Genomic DNA, 21,934 nt, shown 5'->3' on the forward strand with positions numbered 1-21,934 from the left:
CCTCATCTGGTCGTGGCCGTGGTCGCGGCCCTCCGGCTGATCGCATGCACCTGACGCCCGACCGTGGAGGCGACCAGGCAGAGCACCGACATCACCGCCATCAGCCCGAAGGCCCACCGGTAGCCGGTGACGAGGTCCTCCAGTGCTTCCGGCGAGACCTGCGAGAGCGACCCGTCGAAGAGCTGCGGGCGCAGGGCGACCGGCAACGGCGCGGCCACCAGCGTGAGCGCCACGGCCGTGCTGATCACCACCCCGGAGCTCTGCGCCATCAGACGCACCGCGTTGGTGATCCCGAGCCGGTCGGGCGGCACGTCCTGCAGCATCGCCGTGCTGTTCGCGGGGATGAACGCGCCCGACCCGATCCCGAGCACCACCACGGCGCCGATCAACACGGGGTACGGGGTGTCGACGGAGATCGTGAACAGCAGCAGGGTGACGCCGACCAGCGAGATCGCGCACGCGGCCACGGCCACCGTGCGCGGGGCGATGTGGCGCAGCAGCGCCCCCGCCAGCGGCGCGGCGATGATCGACGCGACGGCAACCGGCAGCACCTTCAGTCCCGCCTCGGCCGGGGTGTCACCGGAGACGGCCTGGAAGTACAGCCCCATCAGCAGCACGACGGCGAACCGCGACACCGTCGCGAGGAATCCCGCGAGCGTGCCGATGCCGACCACCGGGTCGCGGAACGTCCGCAGATCGACGACGGGTTCGGCGACCCTGCGCTCGACGAGCAGGAACGCCGGCACGGCGAGCACGAAGACCGCGAGGCAACCGAGGACGAGCGGGTCGTCCCAACCCGATGTCCCGACCTGGGACAACGCGAGCAGCAGCGTTCCGAGCCCGACCAGGACGAGCAGGTTGCCCAGCAGGTCGATCCGCAGTCGCTGACGGCGGCGCGGGACGCGCTCCATCACCCGCAGCCCCCAGAGCAGGCACACCACGCCGACCGGCACGTTCGACCAGAACGTCCACTGCCAACCGACCTCGGTGGCCAGCAGGCCGCCGAGCGTCGGTCCGAGCAGCTGAGCCAGCGAGAACGACGCCATGTAGATGCCCAGGCCCTGCCCCAGCAGCCTGCGCGGGAACGCCGCGGTGACCAGCGCGGCGCTGTTCGTGATGAGCATGGCCGTGCCGATGCCCTGCACCACCCGGCAGGCGATGAGCAGCCCGACCGACGGGGCGAACCCGGCGAGCAGGCTCGCAGCGGTGAACAGCCCGACGCCCGTCATGTACATCGGACGCCTGCCGAAGAGGTCGGCGAGCCGCCCGAAGAACACCATCAGGGAGACGTTCGTGAGCTGGTAGGCCAGCAGGATCCACGTCGTCTCGAACACGCCGGCGTCGAAGCTGCCCACGATCGCCGGAAGCGCGATCGTGAGCGAGCTGTTGTTGAGCCCACTCATCAGCGACGCGAGGCAGACCACCGACAACACGCGCCACGCATAGCGCGAGCGAGCGGGGTCGTCGGTGGTCTCCTCCGTTTCGCCGGGGGTGTCGACGCTGGTCCCCCTGGAACCGTTCACAGGCCGATCGACACCGCCAGCCGCTCACGGTGGAACGCCGGGTCGCCGAGGAAGAGCTTCGTGGCCGCCGCGCGCTTGAAGTACAGGTGGGCGTCGTGCTCCCACGTGAACCCGATGCCGCCGTGGATCTGGATGTTCTCGGCTGCCGCGGCGAAGAACGCGTCGGAGCAGTAGGCCTTGGCGAGGCTCGACACCGCCGGGACCTCGTCGGAGTCCCGCGCCACGGCCCACGTGGCGTAGTAGGCGGCCGCCCGCGCCGACTCCACCTGCAGGAGCACGTCGGCCGCCTTGTGCTTGAGCGCCTGGAAGCTGCCGATCGGGCGGTCGAACTGCTTGCGGACCTTCGCGTACTCCACGGCCATCTCCAGCGCGCGCTGCGCCCCGCCGACCTGCTCCAGGGCGAGCGCGACCGCGGCCCGGTCCAGCGTGCGCCGCAGCGTGGAACCGGCGGCGCCGTCGGTACCGACCAGCCGTGCCGGCACCTCCGCGAAGTCCAGCCGAGCCAGCCGGGACGTCTGGTCGAGGGTGGGCAGCGCCGTGCGGGTGAGGCCCGGTGCCTCGGCGTCGACGGCGAACAGCGACGGGCCCGCGGCGGTGCGGGCCGCCGCCAGAACCAGGCCGGGCAGGTGCCCGTCCGGCACCTGATCGACGCTGCCGCGCAGCACCCAACCGTCTCCCGCCGGCTCGGCCGACAACGCGGGCGCCTCGGGGTCCCACCGGCCGCCCTCGCCCGCGGCGGCGAGTGTGGCGATCGTCGATCCGTCGGCGATCCCCGGCAGCAGCTCCTCGGCCGCGGCCGGGTCGGCGGCGTCCAGAACGGCGTGCGCCGCCAGCACCACCGTGCTGGAGAACGGGCCGGGCAGCAGCGCGCGGCCCAGCTCCTCCTGCACGACGGCCAGTTCGACGAACCCGTAGCCGCTCCCCCCGAACTTCTCCGGGAGGGCGAGGCCCTGCAGGCCGAGCTGCTCGGCCATCTGCCGCCAGACGGCCGGGTCGTAGCCGACCGGCCCGTCCATCAACGTGCGCACCGCCGTGATCGGCGACTTCTCGGAGAGGAAGCGCCGCACCGAGGCCCGCAGCTGCTCCTGCTCGGGAGTGAACACCAGGTCCATGGCCGTTACCGCCCGTTCCCGGTGACGGCGGGCTTGAACGTGCGTTCGACGAGCTCGGCCAACCGGTCGGGCTCCCACGGGCCGTCCGAGACGATGTGCCGGACGGGCGCCGGCTTGTTGTAGAGGTGCACCTCGTACCCGCGCGCGCCGACGACCTGGCCGGTGAGCCAGTCAGACGCCTCGCTCGCGATGTACGCGACGATCGGCGCGATGTTGTCGGGCGAGCGCTCGTCGCTGTCGCGAAGGGCGCCGGACTGCCGCTCGCTGGGGATCGACGCCGTCATCCTGGTGGCGGCACCCGGCGAGATCGCGTTGGCGGTGACGCCGTAGCGGCCCAGCGCGTTGGCGCAGGAGTAGGTGAGCCCGACGATGCCCATCTTCGCCGCGGCGTAGTTCGGCTGTCCCGGGGCGCCGTGCAGCCCGGAGACCGACGTGAAGTTGATCAGCCGATAGTGGCCGTCGGGGTTGCGCTGGTCACGCCAGTACGCGGCAGCGGGCTTCGTGGTGTTGTAGTGGCCCTTGAGGTGGACGCGGATGACGTCGTCCCACTCCTTCTCGCTGAGGTTGAAGATCATCCGGTCGCGCAGGATGCCGGCCACGTTCACCAGCACGTCGAGCTTCCCGAACTCCTCGATCGCCGTGCGGACGAGCCCTTCGGCCTGGTCCGGGTCGGAGACGTCGCCGCCGTCGGCGATCGCGGTGCCACCGGCCTCCGTGATCTCCCGGACGACCTCGGCGGCCGGCCCCTTGTCCGCCCCCGAGCCGTCCAGCTCCACTCCGAGGTCGTTCACCACCACCGACGCGCCCTGCGCGGCGAGCAGCCGGGCGATCCCGGCGCCGATCCCGCGCCCGGCCCCGGTGACGATCGCGACCCGCCCCGATAGTCCCGTCGTGGCAGCCGTCATGCCCCCGCTCCCTTCAGCTCGGCCGGGCGCGGCTCCCTCGGCAGCCCGAGCGCGCGTTCGGCGATGATGTTGCGCTGGATCTCGCTCGTGCCGGAGTAGATCGTTCCGGCCCGGCTCGCGAGGAAGACCTGCTGCCAGTGCGAGAGCCGGTAGCCCTCGCCGTCGGGGCGCACGAGCGCGTCGGGTCCCATCAGCTCCATCGCGATCTCCCCGATGCGGCGCTCGTACTCGCTCCAGAAGAGCTTCGAGATCGACGCCTCCGGGCCTGGCTCGCGCCCCTCGGCCAGCTGGGCGAGCAGTCGCAGGCCCTGGTACCGCATGATCTCGACGTGCGTGTGCGCCCACGCGAGCTGCTGGCGCACCATCGGGTCCTTGTCCCGGCCCACCTCGCGGGCCAGCTCGACCAGCGCGGTGAGCTGCCGCTGGTACTTCAGGTGGCCGATCGTCGCGCTGCCGCCCCGCTCGTGGCCCAGCGTCGTCATCGCGACGCGCCAGCCGTTGTTCAGCCCGCCGATCACGTTGAACAGCGGTGCCCTCGCGCCGTCGAAGAACTCCTCACCGAACTCGGCGTTACCGGTGAGCTGACGCAGTGGGCGCGCGTCGATGTTGTTGTCCCGCATCGGGAGCAGCACGTAGGAGATGCCCCGGTGCTTGGGGGCCGCGGTGTCGGTGCGGCAGAGGACGAAGATCATGTTCGCGCGGGCGAAGCCCGACGTCCACACCTTCTGCCCGCTGATCACGATCTCGTCGCCGTCGACCACGCCGCGTGTGGAGACGGCGCCCAGGTCGGAGCCGTGGTCCGGCTCGGAGAAGCCCTGGCAGTACACGTCCTCCGCGCTGATGATCCGCGGCAGGAAGTGTTCCTGCTGCTCAGGCGTGCCGTGCACCATGACAGAGGGGCCCACCATCCCCTCACCGAACCCACGCCGGATCCGCGGCACGCCGGCCCGGGCGCACTCCTCGCTGTAGATGGCGTTCTGCACCGCGGTCCAACCGCGGCCGCCGAACCGCTCCGGCCACTGCGGGCAGATCATCCGCTCGGCCAGCAGCCTGCGCTCCCACTCCTCGTGCAGTGGGCTCTTCGCTGCTTGCGCGTGGGCGGAATGGTCGCCCGCCGTCATCGGTGGGACGGTCCAGTCGACCAGGTCGGCCAGGCCGGCGGGCGCATTGTCGGCGATCCAGTCCCGGGTCTCCTGCCGGAACTTGGACGCCTCCGGTCCCAGGTCGAGTTCCACGTCGTCGCCTCCTCAGGCGGTCGATCAGGCGGGTCGGTCTACGGGGTCGATCAGCTGGGCCCGGTCGCCACGAGCACGTCGAGCGCTTCGACGTGCGACCCGTCCACCCAGAGCGGGTTGATCTCCAGCACCTGCAGGGCCGGGCCCAGCGACCGGGCGCACTCGGCGACCTTGGTCACCACCTCGGCCACGGCCTGCAGATCCACGGGAACCGTCCCGCGCGCGCCTGCCAGTACCGGCGCACCGCGCAGCTCACCGAGCATGCGCACCACCTCTGCGGGATCGACCGGCAGAACCCGCAGGCTGACGTCGCGCAGCACCTCGATGAACACTCCGCCCAGCCCGACGGCGAGCACCGGCCCGAAGGACGGGTCCACCGTGACGCCGACGAACAGTTCGGTGCCGCCGGTGCGCATCGGGCTCACCAGGGCGCCCTCGACGTCGCCGGTGACCGCCCGTCCCGCGGCGAGCACGCTCTCCGTCGCGGCGTGCACCGCGTCGGGCTCGCCGAGGCCGAGGGCGACGCCCCCGATGTCGGACTTGTGCGTGATGGCGGCCGAGCAGACCTTCACCGCCACCGGGAGGCCGAGCCGTTCGGCCGCGGCAACCGCCGCATCGGGGTCCTGCACGAGCTCGGCCGGCACCACCGGCACGCCCGCCGCGACCAGGAGGTCACGGGCCCGCGCCTCGGACCACGCCCCGTCGGGCAGGTCGTCCGGTGCGACGCGCGGAGCGGGCGCCGGTGCGGCCGCCGGACGGGCGGCGCGGTCCTGGCGCATCTCGTTCCACCGGATCGCGTGCCCCACCGCGGTCAGCCCGAACTCGATGCCCCCGACGACGTGCAGGCCGTGCCGGTCGAGGAGGTCGGCGCCGTACTCGGACAGGTCGCTGCAGGTGGCGGAGAAGTTGACGATCGGGATCGGCGACCGTGCCACGGTGGCCGCGATGTCGGCCATGCGGCGTTCGGGCACCGCCGGGTCGGGAGGCGCTGCGACGGGCACGGAGATCAGGTTGAGCACGAAGTCGAGCTTCGGGTCGGCGGCCACGGCGTTGAGGGCGGTGCCGCCGAGGTTGGCGCTCGCCGTGGCGGTGTCGGCCAGGATCACCCCGGTGACGTCGAGCGGGTTGCGCGCGGCGGCGAACGACGGGAGCAGTTCGCGCAGCTGGGCACCGGTGGACTCGCTGAACTCCGGGATCTCCACGCCCTCGTCCGCGCTGCGGTCGGCGATGATGTCGCACGCCCCACCCGACGCCGTGACCACTCCCATCCGGCGGCCCGTCGGCACCGTTCCCGAGCCGAGCAGCCCCGCCGTGATCAGCAGTTCCTCCAGGCTGTCCACCCTGGTCACGCCGTACTGGCGGAACGCCGCGGCCACGACAGCGTCGTCGCCCGCCACGGCGCCGGTGTGGGCCAGCGCGGCCAACTGGCCCGCCGGGCTGCGCCCCACCTTGAGCGCCACGATCGGCTTGCCGACCTGAAGCGCCCGCTCTGCGAGGGCCGTGAACCGCTGAGGGTCCCGGACCGACTCGAGGAACAGACCGATCACACGCGTGTCGTCGTCGTCGATGAGGTGCTCGATCACGTCGGCCGCCGTGATCACTGCCTCGTTGCCCATCGACGTGAGCAGGCTGATCCCGATGCCGTGGGCCCGCGCGAACGCGAGGACGTTGCTGGTGAGCGCCCCGCTCTGCAGCACGACGCCCAGCCCTCCCCTGCGCAGCGGCGGCACGATGTGCAGCCCGAACGGCGCCACTCCGGCCGCCGCGTTCACGAAGCCGAGACAGTTGGGGCCGAGCAGGGTGAGGTCGAGATCTATCGCGCGCTCGACCAGCCGGCGTTCGCGCTCCCGGCCCTCCTCGCCCCCGCCGTCGCCGTACCCCGAGGCCAGCACCACGACGTTGTGGATCCCGGCCGCGGCGGCGTCCTCCAGCACGCCCTCGACGGCGCGGGTCGGGGCCAGCACGAACGCGAGGTCGACGGGCTCGTCCAGGTCTCGCAGGCTCGGCACCGTGGGCCGGCCGAAGGCCTGGGGACGCACGGGATGGACGAGCCGAAGCTCGCCGCTGAACCCGGAGGTGGAGAGACTGTCGAGGATGAAACGGGCCCAGCCGGAACCTTCCGACGCCCCGACGAGGGCGATGCTCCGTGGGGCGAAGAACGACCGGAGGCGCTGTGGCGAGGCCAGCGACCGGCGGCCCCGGTCCCGCTGCCCGACTCCGTGCTCGTCATCGACCACCGCGACGTGATCGGCCTGAGTCATACCCGGTCCCCCACCTGCTCCGCACTGCACGCCAGAGGTAAATCCGTGTTTTAGAATCAGATTCTTCCATGAGACCGCACGGTGACGAGGCTGTCAACGGCTTGACAAGGGCATCGAGCCACGCTGAGGGTTGTCCTAGAATGTAGTTCCACTCGACTCCGCTGGAGGCGCGCCATGGCGCTCGACCACAGCCTCGTCGGAATCCGGTCGGAGCCGGTCGACCGGTCCTGGAACGCCACCGATGCCATCCTCTACGCACTGGGCGTCGGGGCCGGGGCCGACGACCCCACCACCGAACTGCAGTTCACCACCGAGAACACCGCCGGTGTTGAGCAGCAGGTGCTCCCGACCTTCGGCGTGCTCGCCGCGGCGGCGCGTACGGGCCGCCGGCTCGGCGACTTCGACCCTGCGAAACTCGTGCACGCCGAGCAGGCGTTCGAACTGCACGCCACACTGCCCGTCGCCGCAACGGTGCAGGTCACCTCGGGGGTCACCGGCATCCAGGACAAGGGCAGCGGCGCGCTCGTCACCACCGAGAACACCGCGACGCTGGACGGACGGCCGCTCGTCACCACGCGCAGCGGCGTGTTCATCCGCGGCGAGGGCGGTTTCGGCCGCGAACCGGGTCAGAGCGACACCTGGACGCTCCCCGACCGCGAGCCCGACGAGCAGGTGCGCTACCGCATCCGTCCGGACCAGGCGCTGCTGTACCGCCTCTCGGGCGACCGCAACCCGCTGCACTCCGACCCCGCGTTCGCCGCACGCGGCGGCTTCGACCGCCCGATCCTGCACGGGCTCTGCACGTACGGCTTCACCGGCCGCGCCCTGCTGCACGCCGTGTGCGGTTCCGACCCGAAGCGGTTCGGCGGGATGTCGGGCCGCTTCAGCAGGCCGGTCCTGCCCGGCCAAGAGCTCGTCGTGTCGGTGTGGACGGGGGCCGACGGCCCCGACGATGCTCTGTTCCGGACGAGCACAGCGGACGGCAGCGTGGTCATCGACCGCGGCCGATTCCGGCTGCGCTGATCTTCCGCGCTGATCTTCCGCGCTGATCTTCCGCGCTGATCCACCGCGCTGACCTTCCGCGCTGACGTACCGGCCGCATTCACCAGACGGGGAGACGCACATGGCACCGCGACGGGCGGCGATCGCCGGCATCCACGAGTACCCTCTGCGCCGGGCGCCCGGCCGCAGCAAGATGCAGATCAAGGCCGAGTCCGCGGCTCGGGCGCTGGAGGACGCCGGGCTGACGTTCGCCGACGTCGACGCGCTCTACGACGCCGGCGAGACCGGCGCGATGTCGGGCATCACTGTCGCCGAGCACCTGGGTATCGCGCCGCGGGTGATCGATACGACGTCGCTGGGTGGTAGCTCCTACGAGTTCCACGCCGCCCACGCCGCCCGTGACATCGCGGCCGGACGGGCGAACGTCGCGTTGTTGACCTACGGCTCCACGGCCAAGAGCGAGGCCAGGGCCATCGGCACCGGAGCCCGCAGCACGCCCGACCCGGCGCCGGGGATGAACATGGAGATCCCCTACGGGCTGCCGCTGATCGGCAATTACGCCCTGGTGGCCCAGCGGCACATGCACGAGTACGGCACCACACCCGCGCAACTCGCCGAGATCGCGGTGACCACGCGTGCGCATGCGGTGCGCAACCCGGAGGCCGTCGCCGGGCTGCGTGACATCGGGATCAAGAACGTCGGCGAGCTCACCGTCGACGACGTGCTCGGCTCCCGGATGGTCGCCGACCCGCTGCACCTGCTGGAGTGCTGCCTCGTCTCCGACGGCGGCGGCGCGGTGGTGATCGTCGGCGACGATGTCGCGGCGGGGATCCGCAAGCCTCCGGTCTGGATCCTCGGCAGCGGTGAGGCGGTGGGCTACCCGGGCAACACCCGCGACCTCACGACCAGCGCCGGGGCACGGTCGGCGCCGCTCGCGTACGGCGAGGCGGGAGTGCGGCCCGAGGACATCGACATCGCGATGATCTACGACTCGTTCACCATCACCGTGCTGACACTGCTGGAGGACCTCGGCTTCGCCAAGAAAGGCGAAGGCGGCTCCTACGTCGAGGGCGGCCGGCTGCGCTGGGACCACCCCGGAGCACCCGCGCTGAACACCGACGGCGGCGGACTGTCGTCCAACCACCCCGGCATGCGCGGGATCTTCCTGCTCATCGAGGCCGCCCGACAGCTGCGCGGCGAGTCAACCTCCCAGGTCGACGGGGCCCGCCTCGCCGTCGCACACGGCAACGGCGGACAGCTGGGCACCCGCCACTCCGCCGCCACCGTCATCCTCGGAAAGGACTGAGCACCGTGAGCACCACCACCGACTCCGCACCCGCGCGGCCCCTGCCGGTGCTCGACGAGGCCGACACCGGCCCGTTCTGGCAAGCCTGCGGCGAGCACCGGCTCACCTACCAGCGCCACCGCAGCACCGGCGAGGTGGTGTTCTACCCCCGCGGCCACGACGACCCCGACCTGGAGACACTCGACTCCACCGGCCGCGGCACCGTCTACACCTTCACCGTGGTGCGCCAGCACGGCCACCCGTTCTTCCGCGCCCACGCGCCCTACACGGTCGCCTACGTCGACCTCGACGAAGGCTTCCGCATCCTCACCGAAGTGATCGCCGAACCCGGCACCCTCCACGTCGGGCAGCGCGTGCAGCTCGACTGGGAGGACCACGACGGCACCGCCGTCCCCGTCTTCCGGCCGGCCAGGTAGGGCGGGTCGAACCGCCGTGCACGGCGTGTGCTGGCACTATCGGTCCCCCGCGGCCGCAACGGAACGGCCGGGGAAGGCTGAGGAGGCGCCGTGACAACGCGGAGCGTGGGCCGTGGTCGCAGCGCCGGTCGCCAGTGGGGCAGCACCGAGCAGACCCGCACCCAACTGCTGGACGCCGCGCGGGTCGTCTTCGCCCAGCGCGGCTTCGCCGAGGCCAGCGTCTCGGATGTCGTCGAGCGGGCGGGGTCGAGCGTCGGCAGCCTGTACCACCACTTCGGGGGCAAGAGCGAGCTGTTCACCGCGCTGTGGGAGCGGTACCGCGACGAGCAGCACGCCGTGGCGGCCACCGCTGTCGCCGCCGCGAAGGACAGCGGCGTCACCGACCCCTTCGAGTTGTTCGAGGCCGGTGCGCGCGCCTATCTCAACGCCACCTGGCCGAACCGCGACATCGTCAAGCTCATCCACGACGGCGACACTCCTCCCGGCTTCCAGCGGCTGCTCCGCCAGAGCGGCAAGGAGTGGGTGAAGAGCAACTTCCGTCTGCTGCGGGCCGACAACCAGCCGGTAAACAGGGTGCTGGTGGCCCTCCTCACGAGCTTCACGGGGGAGGCGCGCCGCGAGATCGCCTCCGCTCGTTCGGCCAAGGAGGCCCGCCAGATGGTCGAGGCGATGATGGACGTCCTCACGCGCATGCGCACGGTGATCGAACCCGACCTGCTGGCCGAGTCCACTCCCGTCTGACCGGCCGCTCAGTAGCAGCGGGCCCGGGAGGGCGTCACCCGGATCACCGTGGAGAAGTCGGCAAAGGTCGACTCGGGTGTGATGCCGGCCCAGCGCATCGACTCCAGGTGCTTCGCCACGTAGGCCGAGGCCTCGCCCGCATCCAGCGGAGCGGACCCACCCGGTGACGCGGAGCTCAGCTCGGCGACGCCCTCGATGGTGAGGATGCTGTGTTTCTCCGCCTCGCCATCGAGGTCGAGATGCAGCGCAACCCTGGGGTTGGCCCGCAGGTTGCGGACCTTCGGGGCGTCGGGCCGGCTGAGGATCACGAACGTCTCGCCGTCCCACGCGTAGCCCACGGGCGACGTCTGCGGCTGCCCGTCGGGGCTGACCGTCGTCAGCCAGATGACCGTCTGGTCGTGGAGGCGATGCTCGGCGCGATCGGCCGCCTCGCCCACGAGGTTGGGAAGCATTCGCGCAGCCTACGAAGCGGGTCCGACAAAAGTTGCGAACAGGACTTTCATGACAAGGCTGCGCGAACTGTGACGCGGACCCGGCCGACGGCAGCGTTTGTGCGCTCCGCACAGACCGGATGAAACGGACCTTGACACATAGAGTGGCACGCATCACCCTCAGATGCAGTTCTAGAGCCCGGTTCTAGCCGCGGCCGACGAGAGCACCGCGCCCCAACGAGGAGGCTGTGTGAACTCCGACCTGGACTCCGAACCGCTCCTGCAGATCGAGGACCTACGGGTCGAGTTCACCACGGCAGCAGGCACCGTGGAGGCCGTAAGCGGCGTGAGCTTCAGCGTGGCCGAGAACCAGACGGTCGCCGTGGTCGGCGAGTCCGGGTCGGGCAAGAGCGTCACCGCACTGGCCGTGCTGCGCCTGCTCGACGGCGGCCGGATCAGCGGAGGGCGGGTGCTCTGGGACGGGCGCGACCTCGCCGAGCTGGACACCCGCGGGATGCGCAGGGTCCGCGGCGACGAGATCGCCATGATCTTCCAGGACCCGATGTCCTCGCTGGACCCGCTGTACTCGGTGGGCCACCAGGTCGTCGAGGCCATCCGGCTGCACCGGCGGGTCTCGAAGCGGGCCGCGCGGGAACGCGCGATCGAGCTGCTCGACCAGGTCGGCATCCCCGATCCACGCAGCCGCATCGACGCCTACCCGCACCAGCTCTCCGGCGGTCAGCGCCAGCGCGTGATGATCGCGATCGCGTTGGCCTGCTCCCCCCGGCTGCTCATCGCCGACGAGCCCACCACCGCCCTCGACGTCACCATCGAGGCACAGGTGCTCGAGGTGCTGCGCACCGTCCAGCGCGAGTACCGCACCGCGCTGCTGCTCGTCACGCACGACATGGGCGTCGTCGCCGAGACGGCCGACTGGGTCGTGGTCTTCTACGCAGGTCAGGTGGTGGAGCAGGGCCCCACCGCGGAGGTGCTCGGCGATCCGCGCCACCCCTACAGCACGGCGCTGCTCGCCGCGGTGCCCACGCCCACCACCGACAAGACGCTCCCCCTCGCCGCCATTCCCGGCGCCGTGCCGAGCCTGCACGACACCCCGGCCGGCTGCCGGTTCCACCCGCGCTGCCCGCAGGCCTGGGACGAGTGCGCCACCACCGCGCCCGACCTGTACTCATTGGGCGGCGGCCGGACGAGCCGGTGCCTGCTCCACCGGGCGGCCCCGCACGGCACCGTCGCGGCCGTCGGACGGGAGAGCGCGTGATGTCGTCGGTCGCCGAACCCGCCGCCGCTCCCGTGCCCGCCACCGAGCAGGACGTGCTCGCCGTCCGCGACCTCGTGAAGCACTTCCCGATCACGCGCGGGCTGCTGCGGCGCACCGTCGGGCACGTCCGGGCCGTCGACGGGGTGTCGTTCTCGGTCGGGCAGGGCGAGACGGTCGGCCTCGTCGGGGAGTCCGGGTCGGGGAAGTCGACAGTGGCCCGGCTGGTGCTGCGCCTGCTCGACCCGACGAGCGGCAGCATCCGGTTCGAGGGCCGTGAGCTCACCGGGATGCGCGCTCGCGAGCTGCGGCCGCTGCGCCGGCGCATGCAGATCGTCTTCCAGGACCCGGTGAGCTCCTTCGACCCGCGGATGACCGTGTTCTCGGTGATCAGCGAGCCCCTCGAGGCGCAGGGCGGCACCGACACGCGGGCGAACCGCCGGCGGGCGGGCGAGCTGCTCGAACTCGTCGGCCTGTCCACGAGCGACCTGGACAAGTACCCCCACCAGTTCTCCGGCGGCCAGGCGCAGCGCATCGGGATCGCGCGGGCACTGGCCACCGATCCCCGGCTACTGGTGTGCGACGAGGCCGTGAGCGCGCTCGACGTGTCGGTGCAGGCCCAGGTGCTCAACCTGCTGCGCTCGCTCCAGAGCGAGCTCGGCCTGTCCTACCTGTTCATCGCCCACGACCTCAACGTCGTCCGGTACGTCTCCGACCGGATCTGCGTGATGTACCTCGGTGAGATCGTCGAGCAGGGCCCGGCCGACGAGCTCTTGTCCAATCCGCGCCACCCCTACACGCGCACGCTCGCCGATGCGGTCGCCACGGCCGACCCGGCCGTCGCCCGCCTGCGCGGGCGCCGGGTGGTGCGCGGCGAGATACCCAGCCCGAGTGCTCCCCCGCCCGGCTGCCGGTTCCACACCCGTTGCCCGTCGGCGTTCGATCCGTGCCGCACCACGCCACCGGAACCTGTCGCGGCCGGACCCGGCCGGATCGCGGCGTGCCACCTGCTGACCGGAGAGGCGGCGGCCCGTGGCTGAGTACGTGCTCCGGCGCGCGCTCTACGGCCTGCTCGTCGTCGCGCTCGTCACCGTCTTCGTGTTCCTGACACTGCGGCTGATCCCCGGCGACGCCGTGCGGCTGCAACTCGCCGACGCCCCGGGCGTGAGCGAGGAGCAGGTCGCGGCCCTCGCCGCCCAGCTGGGCCTCGACCAGCCACTGCTGACGCAGCTGGGCACCTTCGTCACCGACGCGGCCCGCGGCGACTTCGGCACGTCGTTCCAGAGCCAGGAGCCCGTCACCGCGCTGATCGCCGACCGGCTGCCCACCACCCTGCAGCTGGGGGTGATGGCGATGCTGGTGAGCGTCCTGCTCGGCATTCCGCTGGGGCTGCTCTCGGCCGCGCGGCAGAACAGCTGGCTGGACCAGGGCCTTCGGGTCGTCTCGGTTGCGGGGATCTCCGTGCCGAACTTCTGGCTGGGCCTGCTGCTCGTGACCTACCTCGCGCTGTGGTTCGGCTGGTCGCCGCCGCTGGTGTACCGGACACCCGGCGAAGATCTCGGGAGCAACCTCGTCCACATGGCGCTGCCCGCACTCGCGCTCGGTGTGGCGGGCATGGCGGCGATCGCGCGGATGCTGCGCTCGTCGCTGCTGGAGGTGCTGCGCTCCCCCTTCGTCCGCACGGTCCGGGCGAAAGGCGCGTCCGAGACCCGGGTGTTCGTCCACGCCGTGCGCAACTCGCTCGTCCCCGTGTTCACGCTGGTCGGTCTACAGGTCGGATCGATACTCGGCGGCACCGTGATCCTGGAGTCGATCTTCGGAATCCCCGGCATGGGCATGCTGATCTTCGAGTCCGTCCAGCTGCGTGACTACCCCGTCGTGCTGGGCTGCGTCGTCGTCTACGGCGCCGTGTTCGTGCTGGTCAACCTCGTGGTCGACCTGCTGTACGGAGTGATCGACCCGCGCATCCGCTACGCGTGACGAACGGGAGACGAGTCGGATGACCGAGATCGTGGCGGACCGGGTACCGGTCGTACGCCGCACCGCACGGCGGGGTCTGCGCCACCTGGTCCGCACGCAGCCCCTCGGTGTCGTGGCACTGGCGCTCATCGCGCTGTTCGTCCTCGCCGCGGTACTGGCCCCGGTGCTCGCGCCCTTCGACCCGGTGGCACAGCACCGGGAAGCCTTCCAGCAGCCGCCGAGCGCGCAGTTCCTGATGGGCACCGACGACCTCGGCCGCGACATCTTCAGCCGGGTGCTCTTCGGCGCGCGCACCTCCCTGCTGGTCTCGGTGGCAACGCTGGTCGCAGGCGGCATCATCGGGATCGCGATCGGGGTGGCATCGGGCTACTTCGGCGGCAGCGCGCTCGACACGGCGCTGCAGCGGGTGATGGACACCCTGATGGCGATCCCCGGGATCGTGCTGCTGCTGTTCGTCGCGGCCCTGCTCGGCCCGAGCGTGCGCAACACGGTGATCGCGCTGAGCCTGCTCGTCATCCCCTCGTTCAACCGCGTGGCCCGCGGGGAGATGCTGCGCATCCGCGAGGAACTCTTCATCGAGTCGGCACGGGCCAGCGGGTGCAGCACCTGGCGGATCCTGCGCCGGCACGGGCTGCCCAACCTGCTCGCACCGCTGCTCGTGGTGACGAGCCTGCTGTTCGCCATCGTGATCATCGCCGAGTCCGCGCTGAGCTTCCTGGGCATCGGCACACCGCCACCGACGCCGTCCTGGGGCGCGATGCTCAGCGAGGGCTCGCGATACATGGAGATCGCCCCCTGGATGGTCGTCTTCCCCGGCGGGATCCTCACCGTCGCCGTCCTCGCCTTCAACCTCCTCGGCGATGCGCTGCGCGACTTCTTCGACCCGAAGCAGCAGATCCGTTGATCCCGCCGACCCCGAGGGAGGCTGCCGTGCAACGACGCCGGCTGCAGATCATCGTCACGCTCGTCGCCGTGGCCCTGCTCGGCACCGGCTGCTTCTCCGCCCCGGGCGGCAGGAGCCCGGCAGGAGGCGTGGCGCAGCCCGCCGGACCACCGCAGGACGGCGGCATCTTCCGCTACTCCCTGCCGTCGGACGCGCGCTCGCTCGACCCGCAGGCCCAGTCGTCCTTCAACACCCACGTCGCCATCGGCTCCACCTACAGCAAGCTCGTCGACTTCGACACCGGGCCGGACGTCCCCTACGGCTCCCCGCAGCTGGAGGGCGACCTCGCCGAGAAGTGGGGCCCGTCCGACGAAGGCCGGACGTGGACCTTCAACCTGCGCCACGGCGTGCGCTTCCACGACAAGCCCCCGGTGAACGGCCGCGAGTTCACCGCCGACGACGTGCTGTGCACGATGCAGCGGATCCGTGAGCTGCCCGGCCACCAGCTCAACCTGATCAGCATGGTGCAGGACATCTCGGCGCCCGACCCGTACACCGTGGTCTTCCGGCTCGCCGAGCCGTACGCGGAGTTCGACCAGAACATGGCCAACCACTTCATGTGGATCCTGCCGTGCGAGGGGACGCGCGGGGAGTTCGACCTCAACACCACCGCCATCGGCACCGGGCCGTTCGTGCTCGACAAGTGGGAGCGCGACCGGGAGCGCGTGCTGTCGGCCAACCCGAACTACTACCGGGAGGGCACCCCGCACATGGCGGGCGTGCACGTCTCGATCGTCCCGGACCAGGCCTCCGCCATCGCCGCGCTGCGCACCGGTCAGGTCGACTACCTCAGCCCCCTGACGCTGGACAAGGCGCAGGTGGACCGGATCATGTCGCAGGACTCCTCGCTGCAGCTCAACGAGGAACAGGGGTTGACGCAGGTGCGGCTCTACATGAACCAGGAGCGCGAACCGTTCGACGACGTGCGCGTGCGGCGGGCCGTCGCGATGGCGATCGACCGGGAGGGGATGCTCTCGACGATCCGCGCCGGTGGCAGCCTGAGCGGGCCGGTGACCCCCACGCTGTTCGGCGGCCTCGCCCCTGAGGAGAGCGCCCGCCTGCAGCCGCACGACCCCGAGCAGGCGCGGCGACTGCTCGCCGAAGCCGGCTACCCCAACGGGTTCAGCGTGCGGATGATCCTCACCGACGGCTACGGCGAGACCGTGGTCCGCGAGGCACAGTGGGCCCAGCAGGACCTCGCGGAGGTGGGCATCCAGGTCGAGCTGGACCTGCAGGACTACGCCACGTACTTCACCGAGAGCTTCGCCGGGAAGAACTACGACATGGGCTTCGGCCTGCAGACCCCCATGCTCGCGGCCGACGAGTACCTCAGCACCGAGTGGGTCTCGGACGGCGCGCGCAACTGGTACGGGATCAACGATCCCGAGCTGGACCGGATGATCACCGCGCAACGCGGGATGCTCGACCAGTCAGCCCGTCTGCAGGCGCTGGTCGACATCCAGCGCTACATCCTGGAGAACGTCTCGAACCCCGTGCCGCTCTACGTGTACAACAGCCCGTCGATCCTCGCCCCGTACGTCCACGACGCGTATCCGCACCCGGACTACGGGACGAGGCACCAGATTGACATGTGGCTCGGCCCGGACGCTCCCGGACGCAGCTGAGGAGGGCTGCTCAGGCCGTTGCCGACGTGACGGTCACCGTCATCGAGCCGATCCCACTGATCGACATGTCCAGCTGCTCGCCCGCGGCGATGGGCCCCACGCCGGGAGGTGCACCGGTGAAGAGCACGTCGCCGGGCTGCAGCGTCATCACCGACGAGGCGTAGGCGACGATCGCCGGCACCGGGGTGATCATGTCGCGAGTGTTCACCTGCTGCCGCACGGCCTCGCCCGAGGTGAGCAGGATGTCGAGGTCCGACCCGTCGCCGAGCTCATCGGTGGTGACGAGGTACGGGCCGAGCGGGCTGAACCCGTCGTAGCTCTTGCGGCGGGAACGGTCGGCCGCGCTGCGCACGGTGATGTCCAGCCCGGCGGTGAAGCCGAGGACGGCGTCCATCGCCTTCTCCACCGGGATGTCCTTGCCGCCGCGGCCGATCACCACGACCAGCTCGGACTCGTGGTGCACCTCGTGTCCCGCTGCCACGACGTCGCGCGGCAGCACGATCCGCCCGCCCGGCCCGACGATGGACGACGGCGCCTTGAGGAAGACGTCGAAGTTCATCATCCAGGCCTCGACGCGGCCGAGGGTGCGCTGCTGTACCTCGTGCATCTCGGCGACGTGATCTCCGTAGTTGCTCGCCGCCGCGATCACCTTGGACGGGTTCAGCACGGGTGCATGCAGCACCACGTCGGAGACCGGCCTGGCCGGGCCGTCGGCCGCCGCCGCGCGCAGGGCGCCGGAGAGCTCGTCGAAGTCGCGGGCGAGGCCGCGCCACCAGCCCGCCGTGACGGGGTCCGGGTCGTGCGGGACCGGCAGCGCGGCGGTGACGTCGACGATCACGTCACCCTCGGGGGCGGTGCGGACGACACCGAGGCGGTAGTCGTCGAACAACGCGAGCTTCACGAAGTCTCCAGAATTTCAGCGAGGGGAGAAGATGTCGGTGATCTGTTGCGGGGCCGCGAGGGTCTCCTCGCGGTAGAGGCCCAGCGCCCGCAACACCGGTGCGTCGGACACGACGAACACCTCGGCGTGCTCGGTGCCGTCGTCGGCGACGTGCTCGGTATCGACGAAGTGCTCGCAAGCAGCCCACGACGGCACAACGAACATGTCGCCCGGCCCCCAGTCGAACCGGCGACCGCCGATCACGCTGGAACCGTGGCCGCTGAAGACGACGTGCACCGAGTTGCCGGTGCGGCGCACCGGGAGGCTGTGGCTGCCGGCCCGCACCCGGTAGGCCGCGCAGGCCATGGTGGGCATGACGCTCGCCCCGGACTCCGGGTCGGTGTACTCCACCGAGACGACCGCGTCGCCGGAAGCTGCCGTCAGGCGGTCGAGCTCGGCCAGGGTGTCGGCCCAGCGGTAGATCATGAGCTTCGAGTGCCGGGGGCTGAGCACGTCGGCCACAGCACCGTCGGTGTAGCGGGTGCCGCCGGCATAGAGCCGCTCCGACACGTTGTGCTCGGCCGGTTCCGGCTGGCTCTCCCCCGGCCCCGGGTAGGGCTCGAAGAAGATGCTGTCGAGGGCCTGCACCATCGGCAGGTCGAGCCCGTCGAACCAGAACATCTCCCCGTCGCCGCTGTTGACGTGGTCGTGCCAGTTCATCGACGGGGTCAGCACGAGGTCGCCGGGGTGCATGTCGCAGGCGTCGCCGTCGACGGTGGTGAAAACGCCGTCGCCCTCCAGCACGAACCGGATCGCGCCCGGCGAGTGGCGGTGGGCGGGGGCCACCTCGCGCGGGCCGAGGCACTGCAGTGCCCCCCAGAGCGTGCCGGCGGCGTAGGGCGACCCGCCGAGCCCGGGGTTCTGCAGGCTGAGCACCCGCCGCTCGCCTCCGCGCTCCACGGGCACGAGCTGAATGGCCCGGCGCGCCAGCGGCTTCATCGTGGCGGCCGACCACAGCCAGGGCACCGACCTGGGGCGCGGGGTCGGGGTGAGCAGCTGCTCGGTGATCGTCCAGAGCGGGCTGAGATCCACTGCGGCAAGGTCACGGTAGAACTCAGCGAGGTCCGCGTCCGTTCCGACGTGGTCCAGTGTCATCTGGCTTCCTCCAGTTCCAGCTCGGCAGGCGGCGTGCCGATCCCGAAGCGTTGCACGCTCTCCAGGAGGGACACCCGACGAATGTAGGCGCGTGCTCGCTGCGGATCAGCAGCAATTGCCCGCATATCGTCCTGGTTCTGCCGGCGAACCGTGTCATCGGTCTCGCGCAGTCGATCGGTGTTGCGCTGGGTGTCGGCCTGGACGTACTCGACGGCCACCGTGCGGCGAACGTGGTCGTACGCGCTGAGCTCGGCGTCGATGTCGACGTCGATGTCCGAGCTGCCGGCCCGCCCGATCCGGCCGAGCCGCCGTGCGGCGTCCATCGCGTCGTGGATCCCGGAGTTGAGCCCGACCCCGCCGAGTGGGGAGTTGATGTGGGCGGCGTCCCCTGCCAGCAGCACCGGGCCGATCCGGAACGCCGAGGCCACCCGCTGGTGGACGTTGTAGAGCTGGTGGTCGATCACCGGGTAGCCGGCTTCGTACGGGGCTACGCGTTGCAGCTGGCTCTCCAGGCGTGCAGGGTCGCTGGCCTCCTCGGTGGATAGTCGTTCCGGCACGGGCCACACCACGCGCCACGACTCCGGCGTGCGCAGGATGAAGAGCCATTCCTGCGGGTCGGCGACGTAGTTGACGTGCCCGAGGTCGGGCAGCAGCTCCTGCAGATCCACCGACGTGCTCGTGATCGCGAAGCGTTCGGGGTAGGTGAAGCCTTCGAAGTCGACGCCCATCGCGCCACGCACCGCGCTGCGCGGGCCGTCCGCACCGATCACGTACGACGCGAGGAGCTCGGTCTCGCCCTCCGGTCCGAACAGGTGCAGCCGCGCGCCGTCGGCGGTGATGTCGAGGCCCGTGAGCCGGGTGCCGAAGCGCAGCCGCACCCGCTCGTCACCCCGTAGCCGCTCGGCCAGCATCCGCACGAGGTGCTGCTGGTTCAGCTGCAGCCGGTAGGGGAACGGGGTCTCGTCGGCCAGCAGGCGGAAGTCGAACTCGGCGACCAGTCCGTCCTGGCGGTCGCGGAACTGGTACTTGGGCACGACCAGGCCCTCGGCGTGCATCCGATCGGTGATGTCGATCGTCTGGAGGAGCTCGAGGGTGGCGGCGTGGAACGTGCTGGCCCGCCAGTCGGGACGCGGTTCGGGTGAGAGTTCCACCAGCACGACCGGCAGGCCCTCGGCGGCGAGCGCGGCGGCGGCGGTCATACCCACCGGGCCACCACCGACGACAACGACCGGCCGCTCGAAGCTCACCGGCGCGGCGGTGGCGGGGTCCCAGATCATGGCGCTGAGGCTAGACATCCATTCCGCCCAGAAAGAAGTATGTTGGCTATTGTTCCTTCATGTCGAACAGCAGGCCGATGGCCTCGCCGCAGCACCGCTCGCTCGGGCAAGCCGCACCGACCACGTCGGTGGACAACGCCCTGTGGTTGCTAGAGCTGATCGGCGAGCGTCAGGCGTTGCGTGTGGCCGAGGCCGCCGATCTTCTCGGCGTGGCTCGATCAACCGCACACCGGCTGCTCACCGCCTTACGCCGGCGCGGCTTCGTCATGCAGGACCGGCCCAACGGTGCCTACCGTCCCGGCCCCGCGCTGGTGGAGATCGGCCTCGCCGCGGTCAGCCGAATCGACATCCGCCGCGTCGCCCGTCCCGTCCTCGAGGAGCTACGGGAGCAGACCCAGGAGACGGCGAGCCTCGCCGTGCTCGAGGGCACCACGATCCGGTTCGTCGACTGCGCCGAGAGCCCGCGGTCGGTCCGGGTGGGCAACCGCACGGGCGTGGTCCGGGCCGCGCACGCCTCCGCCGTCGGCAAGGCGATCCTCGCCGGGCTGTCGGCCGCCGAGATCGACCGGCGCTACCCCCACGAGGAGCTTCCCGCCGCGACGACGGGCGCGGCGCTCACCTCCCGCACGGCCCTCAAGGCGGAGCTCGCGGAGATCCGCAACCAGGGCTACGCGCTCAACTGGGAGGAGAGCGCGGACGGGGTGTGCGCCGTGGCCGCGGCGTTGCGCGACACGGTCGGGCAGCCGCTGGCCGGGCTCGGCGTGGCCGCCCCGAGCAGCCGGATGGGCGACATCGAGGCGATCCGGGACTTCGCCACGCAGGTCCTGCGCGGAGCGGAGATGGTGCACGAGCGCCTCCGCTCCCCGCACTGACCTCAGCCGGCCAGTGCCTGGTCGAGGTCGACGGGCGCGTCGATCAGCTTGTACTGGACCATCAGATCCATCACGAGCTGCAACGACTCGCGGTCGCTGGCGCCGCGCCACAGGTTGATCCGCACCTTCTCGGCCAGCCCCGGGTCGGTCTGGCTGATCCGGGGCAGCGCGTTGCGGAACGACTGCGGGTCGGAGGCGATGGAGTCGGCAGTAGCCTTCACGGCCTGCTGGAACCGCTGCACCAGGTCCGGGTCGGAGCGCACGAGGTCCTGCCGCATCAGGTACGTCCCGATCTGCAGGCCGGGGCGCAGATCCGAGTACGGACGGCCGATGATCTTCAGGCCCTGCCCCTCCGCCACAGTGACGAACGGCTCGATGAGCATGCCGGCGGCCACGTCCCCACGCTGGATCGCCGGGGCCATGTCCGGGAACGGGATCTCCACGAACTGCACGCTGTCGTAGCTCAGCCCTGCCTGCTGCAGCTGGTTGCCGAGCACGATGTCGTTGATGTTGCGCAGGCTGTTGACCGCGACCTTCTGCCCCGCGAGCTGGCCGATCCCCGTCACAGTGCTGATCGGCGCGACCATGAGGGCCGAGAAGTCCTGCGCCGGGTCCTCCGAGGTGCTGGAGCCGGCCGAGACCATCTGGATCGGCAGCCCCTGGCTGATCGCGATGATCCCGGAGACGATGTTCGACCCCGCGACGTCCAGGTCACCACTCATCAGCTGCGGGATCACGGTGGCGCCGCCCGTGGACGAGGAGATGTCGAGGTCGATCCCGGCGTTGGCGAAATGACCCTGCTCGTCGCCGTAGGTGAGGAAGTTCAGCGGGGCTCCGGCGGTCTCGGCGATGCGCAACGGCGTGAGGCCGTCCTCACCCGCCTGCGGTGCCGAACCGGAACCGCCGCCGCAGGCGGTGGTGAGCAGAGCCGCGGCGGCGACGGCGGCGCCGAGGCGTAACCAGGTCCTCATCTGTGTCCTCTTCTTCGGGGCGTACT

The 21,934-nt window shown here is 71.1% G+C and carries 20 protein-coding genes; 10 read left to right on the forward strand and 10 right to left on the reverse strand.

The annotated features are described in order from the left end of the window. Window positions 1-2: 2 nt before the first annotated feature. From ACQPZQ_RS26850 to ACQPZQ_RS26870, 5 genes are read right to left on the reverse strand one after another with little or no spacing between them, the layout of a single operon-like run. Window positions 3-1,523, reverse strand: a complete 1,521-nt coding sequence (locus tag ACQPZQ_RS26850; RefSeq protein ID WP_433285134.1) for an MFS transporter — start codon at window positions 1,521-1,523, stop codon at window positions 3-5. Then, window positions 1,520-2,635, reverse strand: a complete 1,116-nt coding sequence (locus ACQPZQ_RS26855) for an acyl-CoA dehydrogenase family protein (protein ID WP_433285136.1) — start codon at window positions 2,633-2,635, stop codon at window positions 1,520-1,522. Before ACQPZQ_RS26855 ends, ACQPZQ_RS26850 begins: the two co-directional genes overlap by 4 nt. 5 nt (window positions 2,636-2,640) lie before the next feature. Then, window positions 2,641-3,540 (reverse strand): SDR family NAD(P)-dependent oxidoreductase, encoded by a 900-nt coding sequence (locus ACQPZQ_RS26860; protein ID WP_433285138.1) that lies wholly within the window; start codon window positions 3,538-3,540, stop codon window positions 2,641-2,643. Continuing rightward, complete coding sequence (locus tag ACQPZQ_RS26865; RefSeq protein ID WP_433285140.1) at window positions 3,537-4,775, reverse strand: acyl-CoA dehydrogenase family protein; 1,239 nt, start codon at window positions 4,773-4,775, stop codon at window positions 3,537-3,539. Before ACQPZQ_RS26865 ends, ACQPZQ_RS26860 begins: the two co-directional genes overlap by 4 nt. Before the next feature lie 50 nt (window positions 4,776-4,825). Then, complete coding sequence (locus ACQPZQ_RS26870) at window positions 4,826-7,036, reverse strand: acetate--CoA ligase family protein (protein ID WP_433285142.1); 2,211 nt, start codon at window positions 7,034-7,036, stop codon at window positions 4,826-4,828. Window positions 7,037-7,210: 174 nt separating this feature from the next. Between ACQPZQ_RS26870 and ACQPZQ_RS26875 the strand changes: the two genes are divergently transcribed. From ACQPZQ_RS26875 to ACQPZQ_RS26890, 4 genes are all read left to right on the forward strand, one after another. Next, complete coding sequence (locus ACQPZQ_RS26875; protein WP_433285143.1) at window positions 7,211-8,059, forward strand: MaoC/PaaZ C-terminal domain-containing protein; 849 nt, start codon at window positions 7,211-7,213, stop codon at window positions 8,057-8,059. 100 nt (window positions 8,060-8,159) lie between these two features. Then, window positions 8,160-9,344, forward strand: coding sequence for a thiolase C-terminal domain-containing protein (locus ACQPZQ_RS26880; RefSeq protein WP_433285145.1), 1,185 nt, complete (start codon window positions 8,160-8,162; stop codon window positions 9,342-9,344). A gap of 5 nt (window positions 9,345-9,349) precedes the next feature. After that, a complete protein-coding gene (locus ACQPZQ_RS26885; RefSeq protein ID WP_433285146.1) occupies window positions 9,350-9,760 on the forward strand; it encodes a Zn-ribbon domain-containing OB-fold protein in 411 nt (136 codons plus the stop codon). Between the two features lie 90 nt (window positions 9,761-9,850). Then, window positions 9,851-10,501: a TetR/AcrR family transcriptional regulator gene (locus ACQPZQ_RS26890; RefSeq protein ID WP_433285148.1), complete on the forward strand. Its 651-nt coding sequence runs from the start codon at window positions 9,851-9,853 to the stop codon at window positions 10,499-10,501. An 8-nt stretch (window positions 10,502-10,509) separates the two neighbouring features. On the opposite strand, the gene ACQPZQ_RS26895 is transcribed toward ACQPZQ_RS26890, so the two are convergent. After that, a complete protein-coding gene (locus ACQPZQ_RS26895) occupies window positions 10,510-10,953 on the reverse strand; it encodes a nitroreductase/quinone reductase family protein (RefSeq protein ID WP_433285150.1) in 444 nt (147 codons plus the stop codon). A 229-nt stretch (window positions 10,954-11,182) separates the two neighbouring features. Between ACQPZQ_RS26895 and ACQPZQ_RS26900 the strand changes: the two genes are divergently transcribed. From ACQPZQ_RS26900 to ACQPZQ_RS26920, 5 genes are read left to right on the forward strand one after another with little or no spacing between them, the layout of a single operon-like run. Beyond that, the gene (locus tag ACQPZQ_RS26900) at window positions 11,183-12,208 is read left to right on the forward strand and encodes an ABC transporter ATP-binding protein (protein ID WP_433285152.1); all 1,026 of its coding nucleotides are present in this window, start codon (window positions 11,183-11,185) and stop codon (window positions 12,206-12,208) included. Then, window positions 12,208-13,245, forward strand: a complete 1,038-nt coding sequence (locus ACQPZQ_RS26905) for an ABC transporter ATP-binding protein (RefSeq protein ID WP_433299386.1) — start codon at window positions 12,208-12,210, stop codon at window positions 13,243-13,245. The genes ACQPZQ_RS26900 and ACQPZQ_RS26905 overlap by 1 nt, the downstream gene beginning before the upstream one ends. Then, complete coding sequence (locus ACQPZQ_RS26910) at window positions 13,238-14,185, forward strand: ABC transporter permease (RefSeq protein WP_433285154.1); 948 nt, start codon at window positions 13,238-13,240, stop codon at window positions 14,183-14,185. Before ACQPZQ_RS26905 ends, ACQPZQ_RS26910 begins: the two co-directional genes overlap by 8 nt. Window positions 14,186-14,204: 19 nt before the next feature. Continuing rightward, the gene (locus ACQPZQ_RS26915; RefSeq protein WP_433285156.1) at window positions 14,205-15,089 is read left to right on the forward strand and encodes an ABC transporter permease; all 885 of its coding nucleotides are present in this window, start codon (window positions 14,205-14,207) and stop codon (window positions 15,087-15,089) included. Window positions 15,090-15,115: 26 nt separating this feature from the next. Further along, window positions 15,116-16,753: an ABC transporter substrate-binding protein gene (locus ACQPZQ_RS26920; protein ID WP_433285157.1), complete on the forward strand. Its 1,638-nt coding sequence runs from the start codon at window positions 15,116-15,118 to the stop codon at window positions 16,751-16,753. A gap of 10 nt (window positions 16,754-16,763) precedes the next feature. Here ACQPZQ_RS26920 and ACQPZQ_RS26925 read toward each other — a convergent pair whose 3' ends face one another. From ACQPZQ_RS26925 to ACQPZQ_RS26935, 3 genes are read right to left on the reverse strand one after another with little or no spacing between them, the layout of a single operon-like run. Next, a complete protein-coding gene (locus tag ACQPZQ_RS26925; protein ID WP_433285159.1) occupies window positions 16,764-17,654 on the reverse strand; it encodes a fumarylacetoacetate hydrolase family protein in 891 nt (296 codons plus the stop codon). A 15-nt stretch (window positions 17,655-17,669) separates the two neighbouring features. Further along, window positions 17,670-18,788, reverse strand: a complete 1,119-nt coding sequence (locus tag ACQPZQ_RS26930; protein ID WP_433285161.1) for a cupin domain-containing protein — start codon at window positions 18,786-18,788, stop codon at window positions 17,670-17,672. After that, a complete protein-coding gene (locus tag ACQPZQ_RS26935; protein ID WP_433285163.1) occupies window positions 18,785-20,065 on the reverse strand; it encodes an FAD-dependent oxidoreductase in 1,281 nt (426 codons plus the stop codon). Before ACQPZQ_RS26935 ends, ACQPZQ_RS26930 begins: the two co-directional genes overlap by 4 nt. A gap of 59 nt (window positions 20,066-20,124) precedes the next feature. Between ACQPZQ_RS26935 and ACQPZQ_RS26940 the strand changes: the two genes are divergently transcribed. Further along, window positions 20,125-20,937: an IclR family transcriptional regulator gene (locus ACQPZQ_RS26940; protein WP_433285165.1), complete on the forward strand. Its 813-nt coding sequence runs from the start codon at window positions 20,125-20,127 to the stop codon at window positions 20,935-20,937. Between the two features lie 2 nt (window positions 20,938-20,939). Here the strand turns inward: ACQPZQ_RS26940 and ACQPZQ_RS26945 are convergent, their stop codons facing one another. Next, complete coding sequence (locus ACQPZQ_RS26945; protein WP_433285167.1) at window positions 20,940-21,908, reverse strand: ABC transporter substrate-binding protein; 969 nt, start codon at window positions 21,906-21,908, stop codon at window positions 20,940-20,942. Between the last annotated feature and the right edge of the window lie 26 nt (window positions 21,909-21,934).

Origin of the sequence: Pseudonocardia sp. CA-142604 (assembly GCF_050948475.1) — a bacterium.
Lineage (GTDB): Bacteria > Actinomycetota > Actinomycetes > Mycobacteriales > Pseudonocardiaceae > Pseudonocardia > Pseudonocardia alaniniphila.